The organism is Neobacillus sp. FW104-15D2, from assembly GCF_058790155.1.
In genome coordinates, this window is the sequence record NZ_JBYTCJ010000038.1 from 24,539 (window position 1) to 46,847 (window position 22,309).

Here is a 22,309-nt window from a genome sequence, read left to right on the forward strand (position 1 = left end):
ATATAATTGTAATTTACTTGTATTTACAATTCAAGTATATACCTTAAGGGGGTTATACAATAATGAAAAAGAAGAATTGGATGTTAAAATTGTTAACGCTTTCTTTCGCGGCCAGCATTGCTTTAGCTGGATGCAGCAACGAAAGCAGCGGAGGCACCAAAGAAAAAGCAAAACCATCTGGTGGCGATAAGTCAAGCAGTGCACCAGTTGTTTTAAAATTTGCAGCTCAGAATGATAATACACCAGCAACTCAGAAATTAATTGACGCCTTCAACGCAAAGCAAGACAAGTACAAAGTTGAATGGACACAAATGACTAATGATTCAGCTCAAATGCACGATCAGCTGTTAAACTCTCTATCCAGTGGTTCTAAAGAGTATGATATTTTATCTTTGGACGTAGTTTGGGCAGGGGAATTTGCTGGCGCTGGATACCTTGAGCCGGTTGATGTAAAAATGAACGAAGCAAGCTATAAGAAGACTGATTTCAATGCCGGTTCTATGGCTTCAGGTAACTATAAAGGAAAGCAATATACACTTCCTTTCTTCCCTGACTTAGGACTTCTGTACTTTCGTAAGGATATCGTAAGCCCAGAGGATGCTTCCAAGCTTGAAAGCGGCCAATATACTTATGATGATCTTTATGCAATGGCTCAAAAATACACTGGCAAAAACAATACTAAATACGGTTTTGTTTACCAGTCAAAACAATATGAGGGTCTTACTGTTAACGTTACTGAGTTCTCTAAATCCTACCAGGATGTTAAGGGCGGACTTGAAACAATGTACAAATTTACAAAAGCACCTTTCTCTCCGAAGGATATCCTGAACTTCATGGAAGGGGAAACTCATACCAACTTTGAACAAGGAAATGCAGTGTTCTCACGTAACTGGCCTTATGCATTCGGACGTATCAAAGGACGGGAAGATGGAGTTAAAATCAAAACCGATCAAGTTGGCATTGCGCCACTTCCAAATGGAGGTTCTGTAGGCGGTTGGCTTCTAAGCTTGAATAAAAACTCTAAAAATGTTGATGGAGCATGGGACTTTGTTAAATTTGCCGCTGGCGAAGAAGGACAAAAAATCATGTCTACAGAAGGCGGATACCTGCCAGGATTTAATGCCCTGTTAGACAATGCCGAAGTAAAAGCTAAAAACGAAATGCTTTCTTATCCTGGTTTCCAAAAAGCGCTTACTACTACTATTGCACGTCCAGTATCTCCTGAATATTCAAAGGTATCGGATACAATTCAAGTAAACGCACATAAATACTTAAGTTCTGGAACAGGACTTGATGAGGCTGTTAAAGCAGTTGAAACTGCAGGTAAAGGCGAGTAATTAATGAAGGCTCTCTTCTAAAAGAATTGTTGGAAATTGAAGAAACTGTGAGCAAAAATAGGCGAGACTCTTGCGGGAAAAGCAAGCCGGGCGAGACCCCGCAGGTCGTTTGCGACCGAGGAGGCTCGCGGATTGCCCGCGGAAAGCGAGCCTGTTTTTTCTTTAATAATCAACAAAGTTTACGAAAAGAGCCTTAATGAAAAAGCGAAGCACTGTAGGCTGTAAGTTCGGTGCCAAGCTCTTACTTTGATAAAAGAGAAGGCTCTAATCATCCATTAGAGCCTTTTTCTATGAAACATATTGTTCTGCATTTAAAGAAATTACAGCCATGAAAGGGTGAATGTAATGTGGAAAATGGGTTTTAAAGAATGGCTGTTCATCGTTCCAACGATTGTTTTAATTGGCATCTTTTCACTTTGGCCGGTATTTCAGTCCTTAACGTATACCTTCTTTGATTACCGCTTAAATGATCAGCAAAAAGCAGGTCTTTACTTCAACGAACGGTTTAATGTCAATTTATACAAAGAAACTCAGCTATATGTAACCATGTTCCTTGATGAAGATTTACCAAACGTTAAGGACTCGGCAGATCAAAAGGAAGTAAAGTCAGTAAATGCAAGGCTAAAATCTGTTGGAAAACAATTCGCTAATGAAAAAGGTGTTATTAAGATCAGCCGGGACCAAAGGGCTGACCTAGTTAATCTTCACCGTGATGCCAAAAACCTTGTTGAATCGTTAAACAGCAAGTATACACTTATCCATAAGGATGACCTTCCTGCTCTGGTCGACGATATTCAAAATAGTATTATTCCTTCCAATTTTATTGGATTTAAAGGCTACAATAAGATTTTTAATGATGATAGGGTAGGGATCGCACTTCGGAATACTACTCTTTTTACAGTTGTATCAGTATTTATTGAACTTGTTCTTGGTATTGGATTAGCCCTTATTTTAAATAAAGCAATGTTTGGTCAAGGGATCGTCAGAACTACTTCGCTAATCCCCTGGGCTATACCGACAGCTGTCGCGGCACTCATGTGGAGTTATCTATACAATGGAAGCAGCGGAATTGTTGCCCATTTTTTTGAAAGTGTAGGGCTTGTTAAACAGTCTCAGGATCTATTATTAAGCGGTCCAGGAGCAATGGCTTCAAGTGTTTTATCGGATGTATGGAAAACAACTCCATATATGGCTTTGCTACTGCTGGCAGGCCTTCAAAATATCCCGAGTTCTTTGTATGAAGCAGGTTCTATTGATGGTGCAGGCAAAATTCAGTCTTTTTTCAGGATTACATTGCCATTGTTAAAACCGTCTATTCTGGTAGCGCTATTGTTCCGAACTCTTGATGCCTTTCGAGTATTTGATCTTATTTATGTACTTACCGGTGGCGGACCTGGAGGAGATACCGAAACATTATCCATTTACGCTTATAAGGTAATGTTTGGACAAACAAATTTTGGATATGGTTCTATTATTGTTATGATGATGTTCATATGCGTTTCCATTATTGCGATTTTGTTTGTGAAATTCCTGGGTGCCAATCTCATGGAGAAAAATTAAAGGAGGGAACAATATGCAAACATCTAAACGGAAATTATGGATTACCTTCGGAGTGTTCGTAGCGTTTTACTTATTTGCCATGGTATTTCCGTTTTTCTGGGTCTTCATTACCTCCTTTAAAACCTCTGGAGAAATCTTTGGAACTGGTGCCTTCCGGGTTATTCCAAAAGATCCGACCTTGAAAAACTATATAACAATCCTGTTTGAAAAAAATATCCTAAATTCTATTAAAAACAGCTTTATTGTGGCGACGACAACCACCATATATGTTGTCATTGTTGCTACTTTTTCAGCTTACGCGATTTCGCGTTTTCACTTTAAAGGGAAAAATATTCTGCTTGGCTTAATCCTTGCTGTTTCAATGTTTCCGCAAATGATTATGACCGGTCCTGTATATAACCTATTCTTAAAACTAGACTGGTTAAATTCATATGCAATTGTATTGCCTTATTCTACGATTACTCTTCCGATGGCAGTATGGATATTGGTGACACATTTCAATCAGATTCCTTTAGCACTTGAGGAATCGGCTAAAATTGATGGAGCTACCACGTTTCAGACCCTTTATAAGGTGATCTTTCCGTTGGCTGCACCGGGTGTGTTTACAGTTGCAATCATTACCTTCATTGCGGCATGGAATGAATTCCTGCTTTCCATAACATTGAATACTAATTCCGAATACCATACGGTTCCGGTCGCTATCTCCTTCCTAAGGACACAATTTGAGATCCTATGGGGTGAGGTATCTGCGGCTACCGCCATCGTTACAATACCAACTCTCATAATCGTTCTCTTCTTCCAAAAACAAATTGTTTCAGGGTTAACAAGCGGCGGTGTGAAAGAATAATAAATAGAGGTGTATAGCAATGTCTTGGAGAATCAGCTCAGAATCCTTACAGGAAAAACAACTTTTAAATGAAGAAAGTTTGTTTTTCACCGGAAATGGTTATCTCGGAGTGCGGGGGAATTTCGAAGAAGGTCTTCCGAACACATATTCATCTATCCGCGGAACCTATATAAATGCGTTTCATGATATCGTGCCGATCGAATATGGAGAAAAGCTATATGGTTTTCCGGAAACTCAGCAAAAGTTATTAAACGTCATTGATGCACAAACGATTACTATTCTTTTAGGCGATGAAAAATTCTCCATGTTTGAAGGGGATGTCCTTTCTTATAACCGTTCCCTTCATTTGGATAAAGGGTATTCCGAAAGGAACGTACATTGGCGTTCGCCTAAAGGAAAGGAAATAAAAATTAAGTTTCTTCGACTCGTTCCCTTCACTCACAAGGAGCTTTTTATTCAGAAGGTAATAGTTGAACCGGTCAATTATAAAGATGAAATAACCATTGTTTCCACGGTAAATGGAGACGTTTCTAATTTTACTGACAAAAATGATCCAAGAATCTCTTCCGGACATGCAAAACGCCTCAGGGTTAATGGAGTACAGCAGAGGGATATTTCATTTGTAGAAGTAGAAACCCTTGAGTCAAAGCTAAAGGCTGCATGTGGAGCCATATATAAGGTAAGCCAGGATTACAAACGTGAGGATCATATTAAAAGCGGAATGATTCAAAGTTTTTTCTCAGGCAGGTTAACCGAAAAAGTAATTTTAGAGAAAAAGAGTGTATTTGTGGATACTCTCCGGCATGGAGATCATTTATCTGAGAAGGTTGAAGGAATCCATTCTATTCTATCCGAAGTAGGTTTTGAGGAAGCACTTAGACAGCAGGAAGAGTATCTTCGACAGTTCTGGAATGATACTGATATTGAAATCCAGGGTGATACCAGCCTTCAGGAAGGTATTCGTTTTAATTTATACCACCTTCTCCAGTCAGCCGGGCGTGACCAGGTATCCAATATTGCTGCCAAAGGACTTTCAGGAGAAGGCTATGAGGGGCATTACTTCTGGGATACCGAAATTTATATGTTACCAGTATTTTTAATGTCAAATCCGGAAATAGCGAAAAAATTGCTTATTTATCGTTATTCCATCCTTGATGGTGCACGAAACCATGCAAAAATAATGGGACATTCTAGAGGAGCACTCTATCCTTGGCGGACAATTTCCGGAACTGAATGTTCTTCTTATTTTCCTTCAGGCTCTGCTCAGTATCATATTAGTGCAGATATTGCCTATAGCTTTATTCAATACCATATGGTCACAGGAGATATGGAATTTTTGAAGGAATACGGCGCAGAGGTCTTATTTGAGACAGCCAGGATATGGATTGAAGCTGGTCATTTCAAGAATGGCCAATTCCGGATTGACGCTGTTACAGGTCCAGATGAATACACCTGTATTGTGAATAACAATTACTATACAAACGCCATGGCCAAGCATAATTTAAGATGGGCTGTTAAAGCCTATAATCTATTACAAACAATGGAGCCGGAAGGGTTAGCAGAATTAAGCAATAGGATTGGACTGGAGCTCCAGGAAACCGGAGTATGGGAGCAAGCGGCAAAACAAATGTATCTTCCGTATGATGAGACACTAATGATTAACCCGCAGGATGATTCATTTTTGAATAAGGATGTTTGGGATCTTCCATCAACACCTGAAGATAAATTTCCTTTATTGCTTCACTACCATCCATTAACCTTATACCGGTACCAGGTCTGCAAACAGGCAGATACGGTTTTAGCACATTTTTTGCTGGAGGATGAACAAGCAGCCGAAACAATGAAAAATTCCTATGATTATTATGAAAAAGTAACTACTCATGACTCGTCCCTGTCTTCGTGTGTGTTTAGTATCATGGCCGCCAAGCATGGGTATGGGGAAAAAGCATATGACTATTTCATTGAAACGGCCCGTCTTGATTTGGACAACACACATGGCAATACAAAGGATGGCCTTCATATGGCAAACATGGGCGGAACCTGGATGGCTATTATCTTTGGATTTGCAGGTTTGCGGATTAAAGAAGAAGGTCTTTCTTTGGAGCCAATTCTTCCTGCTCAATGGGAAGGCTATTCCTTCCCGCTTCATTATCAGGGAAGGAAGCTTCGTGTGACCAAATCAAAAACACAGAGCAAAATTGAACTTCTCACAGGTGAACCATTTAATATCAAAGTATCCGGCGAATCCTATCGTCTGTCAAAAGCAGAAGTTATTATAATAGAATAAGAAAAAGTAAGCTTCTTTTCAGCGGAGCAACTACTTGAGTAAACTTCCTGTAACGGCTTCTCTGAAAAGACGACATGCAGCTTTGCGGGCCCTGGAGCTAATTTAAAAGGTAAAACTTTATACTATCCATTAACAAAAGGGAGTGAACTTTTAAGTTCACCCCCTTTTGTTTTATTCATAATCCGCCTAATTTCATACCAAAGAATGCAAGCAGAATACCAAAGGTATAACTGACAGTAAGATAAAGAATTATAGTATTCCATTTTCCCTTTTCACGTAATTGTACATTTTCTAATTTGAAAGTAGAAAAGGTTGTAAATGCTCCTAAAAATCCCGTTCCCAGCAATAGCCTCCAGGAGTTATCCAGACCCGCTCCTATACATAGACCGAGTAAGAAGGACCCTAATAGATTTACTGTAAGGGTTGCGATGGGAAACACTGAAGGTAATGTGCTTTTGATAAAATTGCTGACACCAAAACGAGACATTGCACCCAAAAAGCCTCCAATGGCAACCAAAGATATATTAAAAATCATTCTTCACTCACCCGGCCAATCTTGCTTGTCATCCCCGTTCGATAGCCTGCCCATGAAAAGAGTAATCCGCCCCATAGACTTACAAGTACATATAAAATTGCCATGCCCCATTTAGAATCAGTGATTAAATCTACTGTTTCGACACTAAAGGTTGAAAAGGTAGTAAAGGAACCGATCAATCCGGTACCCAAAGCCGTGATTAAATATGGGTGAAGAGATTTCATTTTCGGCAAAAAGGTAGTAAACCAGCCAAGGATAAAGCAGCCAAGCATATTTGTTATAAAGGTAGCCATTGGAAAATCATAGACCCACCAGTGAGGGGAGTAAAAGCCGATTAAATAACGCAAAAGAGCTCCAATTATACCTGCAAGCCCCACTAAGAAATACCTCAATTATTTCACCTGTCCTCTAAAAAACTCCTGCCGGGTATTTCTGGCAGGAGTCATGACGTTTAAATCCTGAAGGCGAAACTCCATCGCCTTTTCCATCCGTTTAATAAGATTATTTTAACAAAAAGACATTTTTTTGCCAAACCGACAGTGTTTATACTTCCTTAAAAATTACCGATATAAAGGGAAGAACCATTTATTACGGAATGGAGAGTTGGCATCGTGTTAAACAAAATTAATTCATTAGATAATCTAGTTTCTTTAATACCCATTATAAAAGCGGCAGTACCTGTTGATTTATCCATCGCTGTTTGTGACATGGAAAAGTTTATTGCTTACTTTCCTGGTGATAACATTAATTTAAAAATTGAGATTGGCCAAAAATTAAATAAGGATGAACCGCTTGCTCAGGTTCTAAGAACACGTAAGGCGTTAAAGGCAGATGTACCTTCTGACTTTTATGGTTTCGAGTTTACGGGGACGGCCGTACCTCTGCATGGCCAAAACGGAGAGGTAATAGGGGGAATAGCAGTACAGGTCCGAAAACAAACAGAGTTACGGAACATTGCAGATCAAATTTCAGCTTCCTTAATGCAGGCGAATGCGCAAATAAATAGCATCGCGGGTGGATCCAACTCACTTGCTGATTTTTCCCAAGAACTGCTTAATCAATCCCATCAGGCGGATGCAAATATTAAGCAATCAACTGAAGTCCTTTCAATAATTAAACGTGTTGCCGATCAGACAAATCTGCTGGGATTAAATGCTGCCATAGAAGCTGCGCGGGCTGGGGAAAAAGGCAGGGGATTTGAGGTGGTAGCAAACGAAATCCGTAAGTTCTCCAGGGAAACGGTTGCCTCTACTCAAAAGATTAATGAAACGATGAACCAAATAAAAGAAGCAACTAATATAATGGGAAAATCCATTGAAAAAATCGCGGATATAGGAAAAAGACAGGCGGAATCAATATCTCAGACATCTACTTTTATCGAGGAAATTAAGGAGATGGCAAAGCAGTTAAACGAATTTGCCAGCAAACTTTAATAGGGATAAACATTTAAGGAGCAGAAATGCTTCTTTTTTAATTTCTGTTGACAATATTTGTGAAACATTCTAATATTGACTGAGTGGTCAATATTAAAGTGACTATTCATTCAGTTGGTGGTTCAATTAGACAATTAACTTCAGGGTAATGGAGGTTTTAAGTTGTTGCAGGAGAAGGAAAAAGCCATTGTTTTAGCAGGTTTGAAACTCTTTGCACGAAAAGGATTTTCGTCTACCTCTATACAGGAAATTGCGACAGAGAGCGGAATATCCAAAGGGGCATTTTATCTGCACTTCAAGTCAAAAGAAGATTTATTGCTTGCTATTATGAAATATAATTTTGATACTATTTTTTTCAATATTTCATTGTATGACGAGAAGGATATCTCTCCACGGGAAAAATTCAAAAAACAGCTTTCAGCCGTTTATGGAACTTTTATTGAGCATAAAGAGTTTTTTATTATGCTTTCTAAAGAACAGGCCATACCAAGAAATGAAGATATAAAAAAGCTAATGTTTGAAAAACATCACGAGATTCTGCTGCTTTATCGCAAGGGGTTAGTATCTGTTTATGGTCAGAAAGCAGAGCCCTTTGCTACTGACCTCTCGATGATTTTAGAGGGGCTTTTTCATTCCTATATGAGACTGATGCTTATTGATCAGGCTGATCTTGATTTGGAAGAACTCACACACTTTTTAATGAAGAGGATGGACAGTATGGTGAGGGATTTTGACCAATCCTTCCTTAATGAACAGATGGTAAACAAAATTCTTGAAAAAGCAAAGCTCCTTCGTAAATCCCTTGATATTGATGAAGTGTTCGCCCAAATGCGTAATGAGCTGGAAGGAAGGGAAAACAAGGAATCACTTGAAATATCTCTTGATGTTCTTGGTGAAGAGGTACGCAGGGATGTTCCAAGAATTCCTGTCATAAAAGGGATGCTCTCTAATTTTAAGGATATATCAGCTTTCGAAAAGTATATTAATGAAATTGCTTCTTATTATAGTATTGATTAATGACTGAACGGTCAGACCTCTAATAAAAAACCTGACCTTTCATTCATTGTGAAAAGGAGATAAAAAGATGGAAATTCAGCAAAAAGGAATTAATACCCGAATGGTCCTGACCGGCCTAATCATCGGTATGTTTTTTAGTGCGCTTGAGCAGACCATTGTAGGAACTGCCATGCCAACCATTATTTCCGAATTAAATGGTTTTAAAATCTTTGCCTGGGTTACTACGGCTTATATGATTACTTCCACTACCATTGTACCTATTGTAGGGAAATTGTCGGATCTTTATGGAAGAAGATTTCTCTATTTGACCGGGACAATTATCTTTGTAATAGGCTCAGGTCTTTGTGCAACAGCTACTTCAATGGAACAATTAATCATCTATAGGGGATTACAAGGTATTGGCGGCGGCATGATCATGCCACTTTCCCAAACAATTGTAGGTGATATTTTTACAGCAGAACAAAGAGCAAAATGGCAGGGGATATTCGGGGCGCTTTTTGGATTAAGCTCTGTTATTGGGCCATTCCTCGGAGGGCTAATTGTTGATCATATTACCTGGCATTGGATTTTCCTTATTAATGTGCCATTTGGCCTGTTCTCTACTTTCTTAATTTTTACAGGCTTGAAACATGAAAATGCCCATAAAGCAAAGGGAAAAGTTAATATCGATTATTGGGGAATTGTAACCTTGATCCCAGCAATTGTTTTATTGCTCCTAGGATTAACATTCGGAGGAGATAAGTTTGAATGGGCTTCAGCTACATCCTATATGATTTTTGGAGGCTCGCTTCTGCTGCTGATTGTCTTCGGTTTTATTGAAAGAAAAGCAGAGGAACCAATTCTTGATTTATCTTTGTTTAAAAACCGCATTTTTGCAACCATGAATGGTCTGGGCTTTTTACTGGGACTTGGTATGTTTGGAGCCATCATGTTTGTTCCGATGTATATGCAGGGAATCCTTGGCGTATCACCAACACAGGCGGGTTCTACCATGACTCCGATGATGATCGCGATGATCACCGCAAGCGTTCTGGGAGGACAGCTGCTGTTAAGGCTGCGCTACCGTACCGTTTTAGCCATGGGGATGCTAATTGCCTCACTAGGCTTTTATCTGATGAGTACAATGGGCTTGGATTCAAGTGAATTTACCGCATACGCATATATGGTGGTTCTTGGATTTGGTATGGGACTTGTAATGCCGACTTTAATGATCGCTATTCAAAATGAATTTCCAAAAAACAGGCTGGGTACTGTTACATCAGCCTCTACCTTTTTCCGTTCCATTGGCGGAACCATTGGGATTACAATTTTAAACTCTGTTATGAATCATTCGCTTGAAACAAACATGACAGAGGTAGCGGATAAGGCAGCCAATCCAATGGCACATCAAGCCTTAAAGGCTCTTTCAGAAAAAACAGATGTTTTATTTGGACTTTTAATCAAGCCGGATGTATTAAAAATACCGGAAGAAATGAAAAAGGTAATCATACATTCCATCAAAACAGCATGGTCTGATTCGTTTACAACTGTTTTTTTAACAGGGCTTGTATTTATTGCTGCCGGAATACTTGTTGCATTATCGGTAGGAAAGGGAAGAATTAAGCGGGATAAAGAACTAGTTCAGGAACATACAATTAGTCAAGAGGCAGCGGAATAAAAAAGGTATGATTCTTGCTCTTATAACAGATTATATAAAGGATGATGTTCGTTGGAACATTGTCCTTTATTCTTACCCCCAGAGGTGATTCGATGAGTTATAGAGATCAGCTTGATCCGCATTCTCAGCTTTTTCACCACAATTGGACAAGGCCTAAGCACACAAAGTCGCAAGTGAATGGAGAAACAAAAATAACTCAAAACACAGTTATTTTGAGATCCAATGCGAAAGCCCATCGTTGGTAAGAATGATCATGGAAAAGAAGGCTCAGCTCAGCTGGGTCTTCTTTTGTTTAGCCATCAAAATTCAAACTTTGAACGCGGAGACATGGACTGCTTAGATCATGGTCCTTTATAAAAGTTCCAGTTTTCTAACATATTAATAAAGCAAACGGGTATAGAAAAGTATTCTTTTTTTTAGGAGGTTGAATAATGAAGGCAGTAACATTCCAAGGTGCAAAGGATATGCAAGTTAAAGAGGTTGAAGATCCAAGGCTCGAGAAAAAGGATGATATTCTTGTAAAAATTACTTCGACAGCAATATGTGGTTCAGACCTCCATATTTATACCGGAGGAATGCCTACCCGTCACGGCTACGTTGTTGGGCACGAGCCAATGGGGATTGTAGAGGAAGTAGGACCTGACGTGACAAAGGTTAAAAAAGGCGACCGTGTAGTCCTGCCGTTTAATATTTCATGTGGGCAGTGTTACTATTGCCAGCATGATATGGAAAGCCAATGTGATAACTCTAATCCCGATAATCCAATTCCAAACGTGGATAGCGGGGGATATTTTGGCTTTACAGAAAGGTACGGGAACTACCAGGGCGGACAAGCAGAATACTTGCGTGTACCATACGGAAATTTTATGCCCTTTGTCATTCCTGAATCCTGTGAACTTGAGGATGAGGCACTTCTTTTTATGTCGGACGTTTTACCAACAGCTTATTGGAGTGTTGAAAATGCAGGTGTAACAAAAGGATCGACAGTAACGGTGCTTGGCTGCGGACCGGTTGGATTAATGGCCCAAAAATTCGCCTGGATGAAAGGCGCAAAAAGGGTTATTGCTGTAGATAATCTTCCGTATCGATTAAATCATGCTAAGAGAATGAATAATGTGGAAATCATTAATTTTGAGGACTACGATGATGCAGGACTATATATAAAAGAAATAACGAATGGCGGTACTGATATTGTCATCGACTGCGTAGGCATGGATGGAAAAAAATCAACAGTAGAGGCAATTGAGCAAAAACTGAAACTGCAGGGCGGTACCTTAAGTGCCATTGATATTGGGAGAAAAGCTGTCAGGAAGTTCGGAACAATGCAGTTAACGGGGGTATATGGTGCAAGATACAATGCATTTCCGTTAGGCAATATTTTTGAAAGAAACTTAACTATAAAAACCGGACAGGCCCCAGTCATTCATTATATGCCGATGTTGTTTGAAAAAATAATGGCAGGTGAATTCGATCCGACTGAAATTATAACACACCGTGTCCCTCTTGATCAGGCGAGCGAAATGTACAAAACTTTCTATGAACATGAGGATGAGTGTATTAAGGTAGTCCTGAAACCATGATTTATTCCAAAAAACGCCTATAAAAGGCGTTTTTTATTTGAAGACTTTTTGTATGAATTGCCAGTTGCCAAGGAGGGGAAGTTAAGAAGGGTGATATTATGAAATTGGTTTTAGACGCCGTTGTTTTATATATAGTAAGTACTATTTTATTAAGAATCGCTGGGAGAAAATCAATTGCCCAGATGACACTGGCCCAAACAGTTGTAATGGTATCGATTGGAACTATCATAGGCAATCCAATTGCAAAGGATGGTGTCCTGGATGCATCTATTGCTACCGGCGTGTTTGTAGGTTCCCTTATTCTTCTTGAATATCTCCAATTTAAATTCAATTTTTTTGAAAGGCTGGTTACCGGCAAATCTCGGATAGTTATAGAGAACGGAAAAATAAATAACGAGAGCCTTAAAAAACTTCGCTTAACTGTGGATCAGATCGAAATGAGGCTGCGCAATCAGGGGATTTCCCAGATGGAAGATGTGAAAATTGCGACTCTTGAGCCAAACGGAATATTAGGCTATGAACTTAGGGATGAAGCCAAGCCTTTAACCTCTAAAGAATTACATAAAATCCTTGACCAATATTTTAAGGGAAAGCAGCCACAATCCTCCTCAGACAAACAAGAAACAAACCTTTTTAAAGAGATAAAAGACGGAGTTTCAAAAGATAATCCAGAGTATCTGCATTAAAAAATCCTCGCTGTTTAAAGCGGGGATTTTAATATGTTCAATTATTTTTGACTTTAGTCCTTATTCCAGCCCAGATCGCAATAGCAAGTCCTCCAACCGTATCAGCAATCAAGTCAGTCATTGTATCCGTATTGCCCCCCCCCTGAAGTGTCAAACCAAACAACTGGTCAGAGCTAAACTCATACATTTCCCATAACACGCCTCCAAGAGCAGCAAAGGAGAGTGTATAAAGAAACACAAACCAGGGAGAGATCGAGCTTCCGGCGGCCCGATGAATCAGCCGCTCATAGAGGGCTATTGCTGCGAAGGCCAGGATTGCACCACTGACAAAATGCATAAAAGTGTCCCACCAGCCAAGTCCGTACCATCCGAGTATGGAACCAAAGTATTGGGAACCGATCAAAAAAATGAAATAAGAAAAAATTATAGGAAGATTAAACTTTAATTTAAAAAATATAGCTAAGAGGAGAGGGACGGCACCACAAACAATGCCCCCAACCGCAACCATGGACTTAAAACTCCCGTGATAATAAAATGCCAGAATCCCCATAAAGGCCATATAGATAAGACTAATTATTATTACAATCATTCTATTCATTTGGCCACCTGCTTTCTTTTTAATGTAAATAAAGACATTAATAACCCGCCACCAAGACCGGCCATTAGATCGAGCATGGTATCGGTATTTCCGCCCCTCTGCATGGTATGGGTAAAGGTTTTATCACCCACGAACTCATAAATTTCCCAAAGAACACTTGCGGTGGCCGCGAGAGAGAGCAGGTAGATAAAGAGAATCCAGTTCGATATCAGACTTTGAGCACTCTTAGGTACAAATAGATTGAAAAGTGCCAGCCCCAAATATGCAACATATGCCCCTTTATAGAAATGGATCGTCGTATCCCACCATGTATGATGCAGATAAAAAAGGGCAATGGATCCTAAGAAGGTGGAACAAAAAATAAACACAAAATATCCAATTAGGGCAATATTGTTAAAAGGGTTATTTTTAACACGGAGCAACAAAAGCGGCAGAGCACTTACCACAATTCCTCCGAGCGCCACCTGCCAACGTGAGGAGTCATGTTTAAAGAAATAAAATGTAAATAATCCTCCCATAAAAAGCATGAACAAAATACTAAGGATAAGGGTAAGTTTTCGATTCACTGAGATAACTCCTTTAATCAAGTACATAGAACCTGCGAATCATTATTTTTTGCCAAAAGGTCCATAAATATGAATTGCACTTTAAAAGGAGGAATTTATTCAGCTTTCCAAGAATAGGATTAGTGGATATGAACAGGGGTGAAATGATGTTAACAAAAGAAAAATTAGTTGAAATTAAATCCCTTCAGGAGATTTGTGAGAAGGATGGAGGATTTCAGCTAAAGCTTAATTTTGATATGCTCGAAAGCAGGCCGGAAAATAGCAAGGATGACATTTTTCATTATGAAGATGGTCAGCTTGTTGGTTTTTTGGGAAGTTATGGTTTTGGTAATAAGGTAGAACTATGCGGAATGGTACATCCTGATTTTCGAAGAAAAGGAATTTTTACAAGTCTGCTTCAAAAAGGACTCAAGCAGGCGATCGAGCGGAATAGCCAAACTATTTTATTAAACGCTCCAACGAAATCCCAATCTGCAAAAGAGTTTTTAAAAACGGTTCCGTGTACTTTTTCCTTTGCAGAATACCAAATGAAGTGGAAGAAAGCGGTATTAACGGAGGATCCTTCCATTACGATTAGGCGCTCTGTATCGGATGAAGATTTAGAGGCTGAAGTTCAGCTTGAAGTCCGGGGTTTTGGATTTAAGGAAGAGGAAGCCCGTGAATTTAATAAAAGTATAAGAGAATCTGGCACCGACCAAAACTTCATTATTGAAGCAGCGGGAAAAACGGCAGGAAAGATTCGTGTTTCTGAATTGAATGGAGAAGCGTGGATTTATGGTTTTGCTGTTTTTCCGGAACTTCAGGGAAGAGGAATAGGAAGACGTGCACTATCAAAGGTTGTAATAGAGGAAACTCGTAAGGGCTTCCCTGTTTTTCTTGAGGTAGAGGCAAGGAATTCCAATGCATTGGGGCTTTATGAGTCATGCGGCTTTAGAGCTTACCATTCTCAGGATTACTATAAATATCATAATTGATGCAGAACTAAGACCGGAGGGGATGCCCTATCCGGTCCGTTTTTTGTTATAATTATAGTATTAACGAGAATCGAGGTGCTGGTTTTGGCGAAAATGGGCTATGCCATGTATTCTTCACCCAACGGGCCGATATATGTAATAGGGGACGAAACAGGTATTAAACGAGTAGAGATATTTGAAGAGGAATGGCAAACTTTTTCATTGCAGCACCCTGATTTGGAGGAAGGCAATGAGTTATGCCTGGAGGCTGTAAAGCAGCTGGATGAGTATTTTAATGGAAAAAGAAAAACCTTTGATTTACCGTTATCAGTTGAGGGAACCGAATTCCGCAAAAAGGTGTGGAAGGCGCTGCAGGAAATACCATACGGTGAAGTCCGGAGCTACTCTGACATTGCCGAAACAGTTGGGAGTCCTAAAGCAGTTCGAGCAGTCGGCCAGGCTAATAAAGCAAATCAAGTGCCTATTATTATTCCATGTCACCGGGTTATTGGAAAAAGCGGTGATATGACCGGCTACGCAGGCAGCCGTATTCCCATGAAAATATTTCTTCTGGAAACAGAAGGCTACAAGCAAATCTAATCATTCGAACCGCTCCTTTTTTTAGGAGTGGTTTTTTCCATTTATATTCCAGTTTGGATAACTATTCGTCAAGGGTATTTACCTAGAAACCAATCAAATAGACAAGCCAGACCTAGGAGAGGATGGAGAAAACCAAATGAAAGAAGCAAATATAGGTCATACCCAAAATCTTGGAAAAGTAAAGAGGGGAAGGGCTGAGGCTTCCTCTGGTTTAAAAAGAAGGCTGGGTGCCCGACACCTGACGATGATTTCGATTGGAGGCAGTATCGGAACCGGATTGTTTTTAGGAAGTGGTGCTTCTATTCATGAAGCGGGTCCGGGTGGTGCACTCCTTGCTTATGGAATAATTGGTATCATGGTTTATTTGTTAATGACGAGCCTTGGGGAAATGAGTACCTATATGCCTGTTACAGGTTCATTCAGCACGTATGCTACAAAGTTCGTTGATCCGTCTTTTGGATTTGCAATAGGCTGGATCTACTGGTTCAGCTGGGCAACCACATTAGCAGTTGAGACATCGGCAGCATCGATAATAATGAAGTACTGGCTTCCGGATGTACCTTCTTTTATATGGAGTGCATTGTTTTTAATTTTTATTTTTACTATTAACTTCCTATCTGTAAAACAATACGGAGAAGCAGAATATTGGTTTTCTATGATTAAAGTTGTGGCGATTATTGCTTTTATCATACTTGGATTTTTAATGATTTTCGGTATTATGACTGGCGGCGGAGACGCAGTTGGCGTGAAGAACTTTACGGCAGGAGATGCTCCTTTCAATGGTGGATTCCTGGCGCTGCTTGGCATATTTATGGTTGCCGGATTCTCTTTTCAGGGAACGGAAGTGGTCGGTATTGTTGCTGGTGAAAGTAAAGAGCCAGAGAAAAATGTACCGAAAGCAATTAAGCAGGTTTTTTGGAGGATATTACTGTTTTATATGCTTGCCATTCTAATTATTGGACTGATCGTTCCGTTTACAGATAAAAGCTTGATGAGTTCGGATATTGAACAGGTAGCAATGAGCCCATTTACTTTGGTGTTCCAGCGTGCGGGAATCGCTTTTGCGGCTTCAGTCATGAACGCAGTTATTCTTACTTCTGTTTTTTCTGCAGGAAACTCCGGCCTTTATGCAGCAACAAGAATGCTTTATGTTATGGCGAAAGACAGCCAGGCACCAGCCTTTATGGCGAAGCTGAATAGGAACGGTGTGCCAATGAACGCCCTTATTTTCACAACAGCATTTGGCCTTTTGGCATTTTTAAGCTCCTTCTTTGGAGAAGGCAAGGTATTTATGTGGCTGCTTAATATTTCCGGATTAACCGGGTTTATTGCCTGGGCGGGCATTGCTCTCAGCCATTACCGCTTTCGTAAAGCGTATCTTTATCAAGGCAAAGATTTGGATGATTTAGTATATAAGGCAAAATGGTTCCCATTAGGTCCCATTCTGGCAACTGCTCTTTGTGTCTTTATAATTCTTGGCCAGAATTATCAGGCCTTCACTGGGGATAAAATTGACTGGCAGGGAGTCACGGTAACCTATATTGGCATTCCAATCTTCCTAATGTTATGGTTCGGTTATAAATTAGCCAAGAAAACGAAATGGATTCCTTTAAAAGATGTTGAATTAAAATAATCAAAAAATGCTATGGCGCCTTGTGTGCCATGGCATTTTTTTATCTAAGCCCAAACTGTCCCCATACAAAGGGGCTATTTTTGTGAGAAAGGTAAAAAATAAGCTGGAGAACCAAAACCTGAAAATTGTTATAATGTTTGCTTTATTGACAGGATAAAATGGCGAATTTATAATCATCACTATGTCTGAAGATAATGTCGAAACATGTCGACTGAGTGAGTGTCCTATATCTTCAAGAATCCCAACCCGAGGAGCGAAACAATGAAATACATACTTTTTGTGGCAGCTTTAATCATTATCTTTTTGCTGGCTTATCTGGTCAGCAATAATCGAAAAGGAATAAAAATCAAGCCCGTAATAATCATGCTGGTTTTGCAGCTTATTCTTACATATCTACTATTAAATACGGAAGCGGGCCTTATTATAATAAGAGGAATTTCCGCTCTTTTTGACCATTTGCTTTCATATGCAGCCGACGGGGTGAACTTTGTATTTGGCGGTTTAGCAAATAAAGGGGCAATGCCTTTCTTTATGAATGTACTTCTTCCTATTGTATTTATCTCTGTATTAATAGGGATTGCCCAGCATATTCGAATTCTTCCAGTGATTATCCGATACCTTGGACTTCTTTTAAGCAAAGTGAATGGACTTGGAAAACTTGAGTCCTATAATGCGGTGGCATCAGCTGTATTTGGGCAATCTGAGGTATTTATATCTGTAAAAAAACAGCTCGGATATTTACCTGCCCGCCGTTTATACACATTGTGCACCTCTGCCATGTCAACGGTTTCGGCGTCTATCCTTGGAGCTTATATGACTATGATTGATCCTAAATTTGTCATTACAGCTCTTGTTCTCAACCTTTTCGGCGGCTTTATTATTGTTAATATTATTAACCCTTACGAATTATCTGATGAAGAAGATTTAGTGGTGGTTCAGGAAGAAAAGCAAACCTTTTTTGAAATGCTTGGGGAATATATTATGGACGGATTTAAAGTAGCTGTGATAGTAGGGGCTATGCTGATTGGATTTGTAGCTCTTATCAGTGCTATAAACCATGTTTTCGGAATGATTTTTGGAATGACCTTTCAAACGATCCTTGGCTATGTTTTTGCACCATTGGCCTTTATTGTTGGCGTTCCGGCATCAGAAATGGTCAAAGCGGGAACGATTATGGCCACTAAAATGGTCTCAAATGAATTCGTAGCTATGATGGACTTAGGAAAAGTAGCGGGCACATTATCGGCACGCACTGTTGGAATTGTATCTGTTTTCCTAGTGTCGTTTGCCAACTTCTCCTCTATTGGTATTATCACTGGAGCAGTAAAGGGACTGAACGAAGAAAAAGGAAATATGGTGGCAAAATTCGGCCTAAAGCTCCTATATGGTGCAACACTAGTCAGCTTGTTGTCAGCTGCCATTGCCGGTGTCATCTTATAGAAGGATCCTTTTGAAAGGGGAAGGGAATCTGCGGCACTCCAGCGGAAAAACGGGCTGGCAAGATACCGCAGCGAAGAAAACGCATTGCTTTTCCGAGGAAGTGGCATTCTTATTCTTTCATCCTTTTTAAAGGCGTTTGCAATTTTAAAGAGAACCAATAACAAATAGCAAAAAGAAAACCCACTGGTTATCCAGTGGGTTACGTTTATTTTTCTAATACAGTTTCGCGTCCGTTAATCTCATTAAGATAAGCAGCACCCTTATCCTCGTCATACTGCTTTTCCGATTTTGACATAACAATGGCGGCAAGTGAGTTACCAACCACGTTTACTGCTGTTCGGGCCATATCAAGCAAGCGGTCAATACCGGCAATAAATGCTAGTCCCTCAAGCGGAATTCCAACTGTTCCTAGAGTAGCAAGAAGAACAACGAATGATACTCCCGGAACTCCAGCAATACCCTTTGATGTGACCATCAGAACAAGCATCAGGGAAATCTGCTGTCCAATCGATAGGTGGATTCCATACATTTGAGCGATAAAGATCGCCGCTAATGCCTGGTATAATGTTGAGCCGTCCAGGTTAAATGAATAGCCTGTAGGAATTACAAATGATGTAATTGCTTTAGGACAGCCAAAACGCTCCATTTTTTCAATTAACTTGGGCAAGACAGTTTCAGAGCTAGCTGTAGAGTATGCAAGAATAAGTTCGTCTTTTAATATTTTAAATAAATTGAAAATGTTTATACCAAAAAGTCTTGCTACTAAGCCTAATACAACTATAACAAAGAAAATCATCGTTCCATAAACTGTAACAATCAATTTACTTAGCGGTATGAGGGAACTAACCCCAAAAGTGGATACGGTTACACCAATTAGGGCGAAAACCCCCAGAGGTGCAAATTTCATAATCTGGTTTGTTACATAAAACATGGCACTTGCTGTTCCCTCGAAGAAGTTTAGAACAGGTTTTCCTTTTTCACCAATGGCAGCAATTCCAAGGCCAAAGAAGACAGAAAAAAAGATAATAGCCAGCATGTCCCCGCGAACAAGAGAATCAAATAGGTTTGCAGGTACAATATTAACCAAAGTATCAGCCATGCTGTGAGTTTTTACTTCCTTAGTAGTGGAGAGGTACCCGCTGATATCGCCTTTGTTCAGAGAACTCATATTAATGCCAGTACCCGGATGAATCAGGTTAGCAGCTAGCAATCCAACAATAATCGCTATTGTCGTAATAATCTCAAAATAAATGATAGTTTTGCCACCGAGTTTTCCTAGCTTTTTTATATCACCCACGCCAGCAACACCAACGATAATACTAGAAACAACAATCGGGATAACGATCATTTTTATCAGCCTTATAAATATAGTACCAATCGGCTGTAAATAGGTTGTAGTAGAAGGATTACCGTAAAAAATAGCCCCAACGGCTATTCCAAGTATCAAACCTATAAGAATTTGCCAAGCAAGTCCTATCCTTTTCAAAATATCAATCCTTTCAAAAAAAAAATGTACTCTAACAAAGTAAATATACCCCTAATGTTATTATTTAAACCTACTGGAGTCAAATTAAGCACATGTTACAAAAGAAATGCTTCATATTACATATGGAGTATGTTAAAATCAATCGGGATTTCAACTTTGCTTTGGTGGGTGAATCAAATGTTTTCTTCGGTCAAGCGACTCTTGATCGGCCGCCCGTTAAAATCGACGGCACTCGGCGAACAAAAGTTAAATGTATTTAAAGCATTAGCCATTCTATCATCTGACGCACTTTCCTCTGTAGCTTATGGAACAGAGCAAATTTTGCTGGTTTTGGCAACCATTGGAGCCATTGCATACTGGTATTCCGTTCCAATTGCAATGGGGGTTTTATTTTTATTGGCAGCATTAATATTGTCCTATCGGCAGATTATCTTTTCTTATCCTAATGGGGGCGGGGCATACCTCGTTTCCAAAGAAAACCTGGGGCTTACAGCGGGTCTGTTAGCTGGCGGGTCTCTCCTGGTTGACTATATTTTAACGGTAGCAGTTAGTGTGTCGGCAGGTACAGATGCGATTACATCAGCATTACCCAGCCTTCATCCATACAATGTTTTTATTGCCTGTATCCTTGTGATTTTAATTACCATTTTAAATTTACGGGGATTAACAGAATCAGCTACTATTCTTGCCTATCCAGTTTATCTATTTGTTCTTGCGCTCTTTATTTTAATAGGAACTGGTGTATTTAAAATTTTAACAGGGCATGTTCATGCAGGTACGCATATCTCTATAGGAACGCCTATTCAGGGAATTACATTGTTTTTGCTATTGCGTGCTTTTGCATCAGGGTGTTCGGCCCTCACAGGTGTTGAAGCCATATCAAATGCGATCCCTAATTTCAAAGATCCGGCACCAAATAATGCGGCAAAAACACTTATTTTAATGGGATCCTTACTTGCTTTATTATTTTCAGGAATTACCTTTATGGCTTATTATTACGGGATTTCCCCAAAAGCCGATGAAACAGTTGTTTCACAAATTGCCAAAGAGACCTTTGGCAGAGGTTATCTTTACTTTTTTGTACAGGGTACAACAGCACTAATTCTGGTACTTGCAGCTAACACAGGCTATTCCGCGTTTCCGCTTCTGGCGTATAACCTGGCCAGGGATAAATACATGCCAAGAATGTTCACCATAAGGGGTGACAGGCTCGGTTATTCCAATGGGATTGTATCCCTTGGGGTCGCTTCGATTATACTGATTATCGCGTTTGGCGGACAAACGGAACAGCTCATTCCTCTTTATGCGGTAGGAGTATTTATACCGTTTACTCTTTCACAAACGGGCATGATCCTTAAATGGATTCGTGAAAAACCGACACGCTGGATTGCAAAATTAACGGCTAATCTTATTGGCGCCATCATTACTTTTACTGTGCTAGTGATCTTTTTTATCACAAAGTTCGGCCAAGTTTGGTCAGTGTTGATTTTCCTTCCATTAATTGTGATTCTTTTTCAGAGGATATATACTCACTACAATGCAGTTGGTGAGCAGCTTAGGATTGATCCAGAGCATCCCGCTGTTAAAATCGAAGGAAATGTCATCATAGTCCCTGTAGCAGGAATTACTAAGGTAGTAGAAAACTCTATCAACTATGCTAAGTCTCTTACCGACCAGGTGATTGCTGTCTATGTTTCTTTTGATAGAGATGATGAGAAGAAGTTTGAGGAAAAATGGCAAAACTGGCGGCCCGATATCCGATTGGTAACGATTCATTCGCATTACCGGAGTGTCCTTCAGCCGTTAAGGAAGTTCATTGATATTGTCGAGCACAAGGCAAGTGAATCGAACTACAGGGTAACAGTCCTGATTCCACAGTTCATGACTAAGAAGAGCTGGCATTACATTCTTCATAACCAGTCAAGCCTGTTAATCCGCACCTATCTTTTATATAAAAAGAAGGTTATTGTAGCAACGCTGCCATACCAATTTAAAAAATAGATTAGAAGTGTCCTGGAATGATCCATACCCCGAATAACGGACACGATTAAAAAAGTGCCCCTTATTCGGGGTTTTTGTGTTCCTCAGAAAAAA

The 22,309-nt window shown here is 39.8% G+C and carries 20 protein-coding genes and 1 riboswitch; of the genes, 15 read left to right on the plus strand and 5 right to left on the minus strand.

Going from position 1 to position 22,309, the window contains the following annotated elements; all coding sequences use genetic code 11:
* Positions 1 to 62 precede the first annotated feature (62 nt).
* The 4 genes from AC3WR0_RS22700 (at position 63) to AC3WR0_RS22715 (ending at position 6,031) form a co-directional block, all read left to right on the plus strand.
* The gene (locus AC3WR0_RS22700) at positions 63 to 1,337 is read left to right on the plus strand and encodes an extracellular solute-binding protein (RefSeq protein WP_492554406.1); all 1,275 of its coding nucleotides are present in this window, start codon (positions 63 to 65) and stop codon (positions 1,335 to 1,337) included.
* 345 nt (positions 1,338 to 1,682) lie between these two features.
* On the plus strand, positions 1,683 to 2,897 hold the full coding sequence (locus AC3WR0_RS22705; RefSeq protein ID WP_492554407.1) for a carbohydrate ABC transporter permease: 1,215 nt from the start codon (positions 1,683 to 1,685) through the stop codon (positions 2,895 to 2,897).
* 13 nt (positions 2,898 to 2,910) lie between these two features.
* Positions 2,911 to 3,744, plus strand: coding sequence for a carbohydrate ABC transporter permease (locus AC3WR0_RS22710; protein ID WP_027324038.1), 834 nt, complete (start codon positions 2,911 to 2,913; stop codon positions 3,742 to 3,744).
* 19 nt (positions 3,745 to 3,763) lie between these two features.
* A complete protein-coding gene (locus AC3WR0_RS22715) occupies positions 3,764 to 6,031 on the plus strand; it encodes a glycoside hydrolase family 65 protein (protein ID WP_492554408.1) in 2,268 nt (755 codons plus the stop codon).
* A gap of 175 nt (positions 6,032 to 6,206) precedes the next feature.
* Here the strand turns inward: AC3WR0_RS22715 and crcB (AC3WR0_RS22720) are convergent, their stop codons facing one another.
* Both crcB (AC3WR0_RS22720) and crcB (AC3WR0_RS22725) read right to left on the minus strand, forming a co-directional pair.
* On the minus strand, positions 6,207 to 6,566 hold the full coding sequence (gene crcB / locus AC3WR0_RS22720; protein ID WP_492554409.1) for a fluoride efflux transporter CrcB: 360 nt from the start codon (positions 6,564 to 6,566) through the stop codon (positions 6,207 to 6,209).
* A complete protein-coding gene (crcB, locus tag AC3WR0_RS22725) occupies positions 6,563 to 6,958 on the minus strand; it encodes a fluoride efflux transporter CrcB (protein WP_492554410.1) in 396 nt (131 codons plus the stop codon). Before crcB (AC3WR0_RS22725) ends, crcB (AC3WR0_RS22720) begins: the two co-directional genes overlap by 4 nt.
* Before the next feature lie 37 nt (positions 6,959 to 6,995).
* Positions 6,996 to 7,055, minus strand: a riboswitch (Fluoride riboswitch).
* 122 nt (positions 7,056 to 7,177) lie between these two features.
* Between crcB (AC3WR0_RS22725) and AC3WR0_RS22730 the strand changes: the two genes are divergently transcribed.
* The 6 genes from AC3WR0_RS22730 to AC3WR0_RS22755 all read left to right on the plus strand — a co-directional run bounded on the left by AC3WR0_RS22730 (position 7,178) and on the right by AC3WR0_RS22755 (position 12,939).
* Complete coding sequence (locus AC3WR0_RS22730; RefSeq protein WP_492554411.1) at positions 7,178 to 7,999, plus strand: methyl-accepting chemotaxis protein; 822 nt, start codon at positions 7,178 to 7,180, stop codon at positions 7,997 to 7,999.
* Between the two features lie 162 nt (positions 8,000 to 8,161).
* Positions 8,162 to 9,016 carry a TetR/AcrR family transcriptional regulator gene (locus tag AC3WR0_RS22735; RefSeq protein WP_492554412.1) on the plus strand — a complete coding sequence of 285 codons (855 nt, stop codon included), beginning with the start codon at positions 8,162 to 8,164 and terminating at the stop codon, positions 9,014 to 9,016.
* Positions 9,017 to 9,083: 67 nt separating this feature from the next.
* Complete coding sequence (locus AC3WR0_RS22740) at positions 9,084 to 10,673, plus strand: MDR family MFS transporter (RefSeq protein WP_492554413.1); 1,590 nt, start codon at positions 9,084 to 9,086, stop codon at positions 10,671 to 10,673.
* Positions 10,674 to 10,765: 92 nt separating this feature from the next.
* Positions 10,766 to 10,918, plus strand: coding sequence for a YpzG family protein (locus AC3WR0_RS22745; RefSeq protein ID WP_081680216.1), 153 nt, complete (start codon positions 10,766 to 10,768; stop codon positions 10,916 to 10,918).
* Between the two features lie 186 nt (positions 10,919 to 11,104).
* The gene (locus AC3WR0_RS22750) at positions 11,105 to 12,253 is read left to right on the plus strand and encodes a zinc-dependent alcohol dehydrogenase (RefSeq protein ID WP_492554414.1); all 1,149 of its coding nucleotides are present in this window, start codon (positions 11,105 to 11,107) and stop codon (positions 12,251 to 12,253) included.
* A gap of 98 nt (positions 12,254 to 12,351) precedes the next feature.
* Positions 12,352 to 12,939, plus strand: coding sequence for a DUF421 domain-containing protein (locus tag AC3WR0_RS22755; RefSeq protein WP_492554415.1), 588 nt, complete (start codon positions 12,352 to 12,354; stop codon positions 12,937 to 12,939).
* A gap of 37 nt (positions 12,940 to 12,976) precedes the next feature.
* On the opposite strand, the gene AC3WR0_RS22760 is transcribed toward AC3WR0_RS22755, so the two are convergent.
* Positions 12,977 to 13,537: a DUF2238 domain-containing protein gene (locus AC3WR0_RS22760; protein WP_492554416.1), complete on the minus strand. Its 561-nt coding sequence runs from the start codon at positions 13,535 to 13,537 to the stop codon at positions 12,977 to 12,979.
* Complete coding sequence (locus AC3WR0_RS22765; RefSeq protein WP_492554417.1) at positions 13,534 to 14,103, minus strand: DUF2238 domain-containing protein; 570 nt, start codon at positions 14,101 to 14,103, stop codon at positions 13,534 to 13,536. Before AC3WR0_RS22765 ends, AC3WR0_RS22760 begins: the two co-directional genes overlap by 4 nt.
* Before the next feature lie 128 nt (positions 14,104 to 14,231).
* Between AC3WR0_RS22765 and AC3WR0_RS22770 the strand changes: the two genes are divergently transcribed.
* The 4 genes from AC3WR0_RS22770 (at position 14,232) to AC3WR0_RS22785 (ending at position 18,729) form a co-directional block, all read left to right on the plus strand.
* The gene (locus AC3WR0_RS22770; protein ID WP_492554418.1) at positions 14,232 to 15,077 is read left to right on the plus strand and encodes a GNAT family N-acetyltransferase; all 846 of its coding nucleotides are present in this window, start codon (positions 14,232 to 14,234) and stop codon (positions 15,075 to 15,077) included.
* A 93-nt stretch (positions 15,078 to 15,170) separates the two neighbouring features.
* Positions 15,171 to 15,656, plus strand: a complete 486-nt coding sequence (locus AC3WR0_RS22775; RefSeq protein WP_492554421.1) for a methylated-DNA--[protein]-cysteine S-methyltransferase — start codon at positions 15,171 to 15,173, stop codon at positions 15,654 to 15,656.
* A 244-nt stretch (positions 15,657 to 15,900) separates the two neighbouring features.
* Positions 15,901 to 17,289, plus strand: coding sequence for an amino acid permease (locus AC3WR0_RS22780; protein WP_492554422.1), 1,389 nt, complete (start codon positions 15,901 to 15,903; stop codon positions 17,287 to 17,289).
* A 261-nt stretch (positions 17,290 to 17,550) separates the two neighbouring features.
* Complete coding sequence (locus AC3WR0_RS22785; protein ID WP_492554419.1) at positions 17,551 to 18,729, plus strand: NupC/NupG family nucleoside CNT transporter; 1,179 nt, start codon at positions 17,551 to 17,553, stop codon at positions 18,727 to 18,729.
* Between the two features lie 205 nt (positions 18,730 to 18,934).
* Here the strand turns inward: AC3WR0_RS22785 and AC3WR0_RS22790 are convergent, their stop codons facing one another.
* The gene (locus AC3WR0_RS22790) at positions 18,935 to 20,215 is read right to left on the minus strand and encodes a cation:dicarboxylate symporter family transporter (RefSeq protein ID WP_492554420.1); all 1,281 of its coding nucleotides are present in this window, start codon (positions 20,213 to 20,215) and stop codon (positions 18,935 to 18,937) included.
* Between the two features lie 177 nt (positions 20,216 to 20,392).
* Here AC3WR0_RS22790 and AC3WR0_RS22795 point away from each other — a divergent pair, with 177 nt between their 5' ends.
* Positions 20,393 to 22,216 (plus strand): APC family permease, encoded by a 1,824-nt coding sequence (locus tag AC3WR0_RS22795; protein WP_492554423.1) that lies wholly within the window; start codon positions 20,393 to 20,395, stop codon positions 22,214 to 22,216.
* The last annotated feature ends 93 nt before the right edge of the window (positions 22,217 to 22,309 follow it).

What these genes read in the sequence shown, in the direction of transcription:
- AC3WR0_RS22700 (WP_492554406.1), top strand. Translation starts at nt 63, where the DNA reads ATGAAAAAGAAGAATTGGATGTTAAAATTGTTAACGCTTTCTTTCGCG.
- AC3WR0_RS22705 (WP_492554407.1), top strand. Translation starts at nt 1,683, where the DNA reads ATGTGGAAAATGGGTTTTAAAGAATGGCTGTTCATCGTTCCAACGATT.
- AC3WR0_RS22710 (WP_027324038.1), top strand. Translation starts at nt 2,911, where the DNA reads ATGCAAACATCTAAACGGAAATTATGGATTACCTTCGGAGTGTTCGTA.
- AC3WR0_RS22715 (WP_492554408.1), top strand. Translation starts at nt 3,764, where the DNA reads ATGTCTTGGAGAATCAGCTCAGAATCCTTACAGGAAAAACAACTTTTA.
- crcB (WP_492554409.1), bottom strand. Translation starts at nt 6,566, where the DNA reads ATGATTTTTAATATATCTTTGGTTGCCATTGGAGGCTTTTTGGGTGCA.
- AC3WR0_RS22740 (WP_492554413.1), top strand. Translation starts at nt 9,084, where the DNA reads ATGGAAATTCAGCAAAAAGGAATTAATACCCGAATGGTCCTGACCGGC.
- AC3WR0_RS22745 (WP_081680216.1), top strand. Translation starts at nt 10,766, where the DNA reads ATGAGTTATAGAGATCAGCTTGATCCGCATTCTCAGCTTTTTCACCAC.
- AC3WR0_RS22750 (WP_492554414.1), top strand. Translation starts at nt 11,105, where the DNA reads ATGAAGGCAGTAACATTCCAAGGTGCAAAGGATATGCAAGTTAAAGAG.
- AC3WR0_RS22755 (WP_492554415.1), top strand. Translation starts at nt 12,352, where the DNA reads ATGAAATTGGTTTTAGACGCCGTTGTTTTATATATAGTAAGTACTATT.
- AC3WR0_RS22760 (WP_492554416.1), bottom strand. Translation starts at nt 13,537, where the DNA reads ATGAATAGAATGATTGTAATAATAATTAGTCTTATCTATATGGCCTTT.
- AC3WR0_RS22770 (WP_492554418.1), top strand. Translation starts at nt 14,232, where the DNA reads ATGAACAGGGGTGAAATGATGTTAACAAAAGAAAAATTAGTTGAAATT.
- AC3WR0_RS22775 (WP_492554421.1), top strand. Translation starts at nt 15,171, where the DNA reads ATGGGCTATGCCATGTATTCTTCACCCAACGGGCCGATATATGTAATA.
- AC3WR0_RS22780 (WP_492554422.1), top strand. Translation starts at nt 15,901, where the DNA reads ATGATTTCGATTGGAGGCAGTATCGGAACCGGATTGTTTTTAGGAAGT.
- AC3WR0_RS22785 (WP_492554419.1), top strand. Translation starts at nt 17,551, where the DNA reads ATGAAATACATACTTTTTGTGGCAGCTTTAATCATTATCTTTTTGCTG.
- AC3WR0_RS22795 (WP_492554423.1), top strand. Translation starts at nt 20,393, where the DNA reads ATGTTTTCTTCGGTCAAGCGACTCTTGATCGGCCGCCCGTTAAAATCG.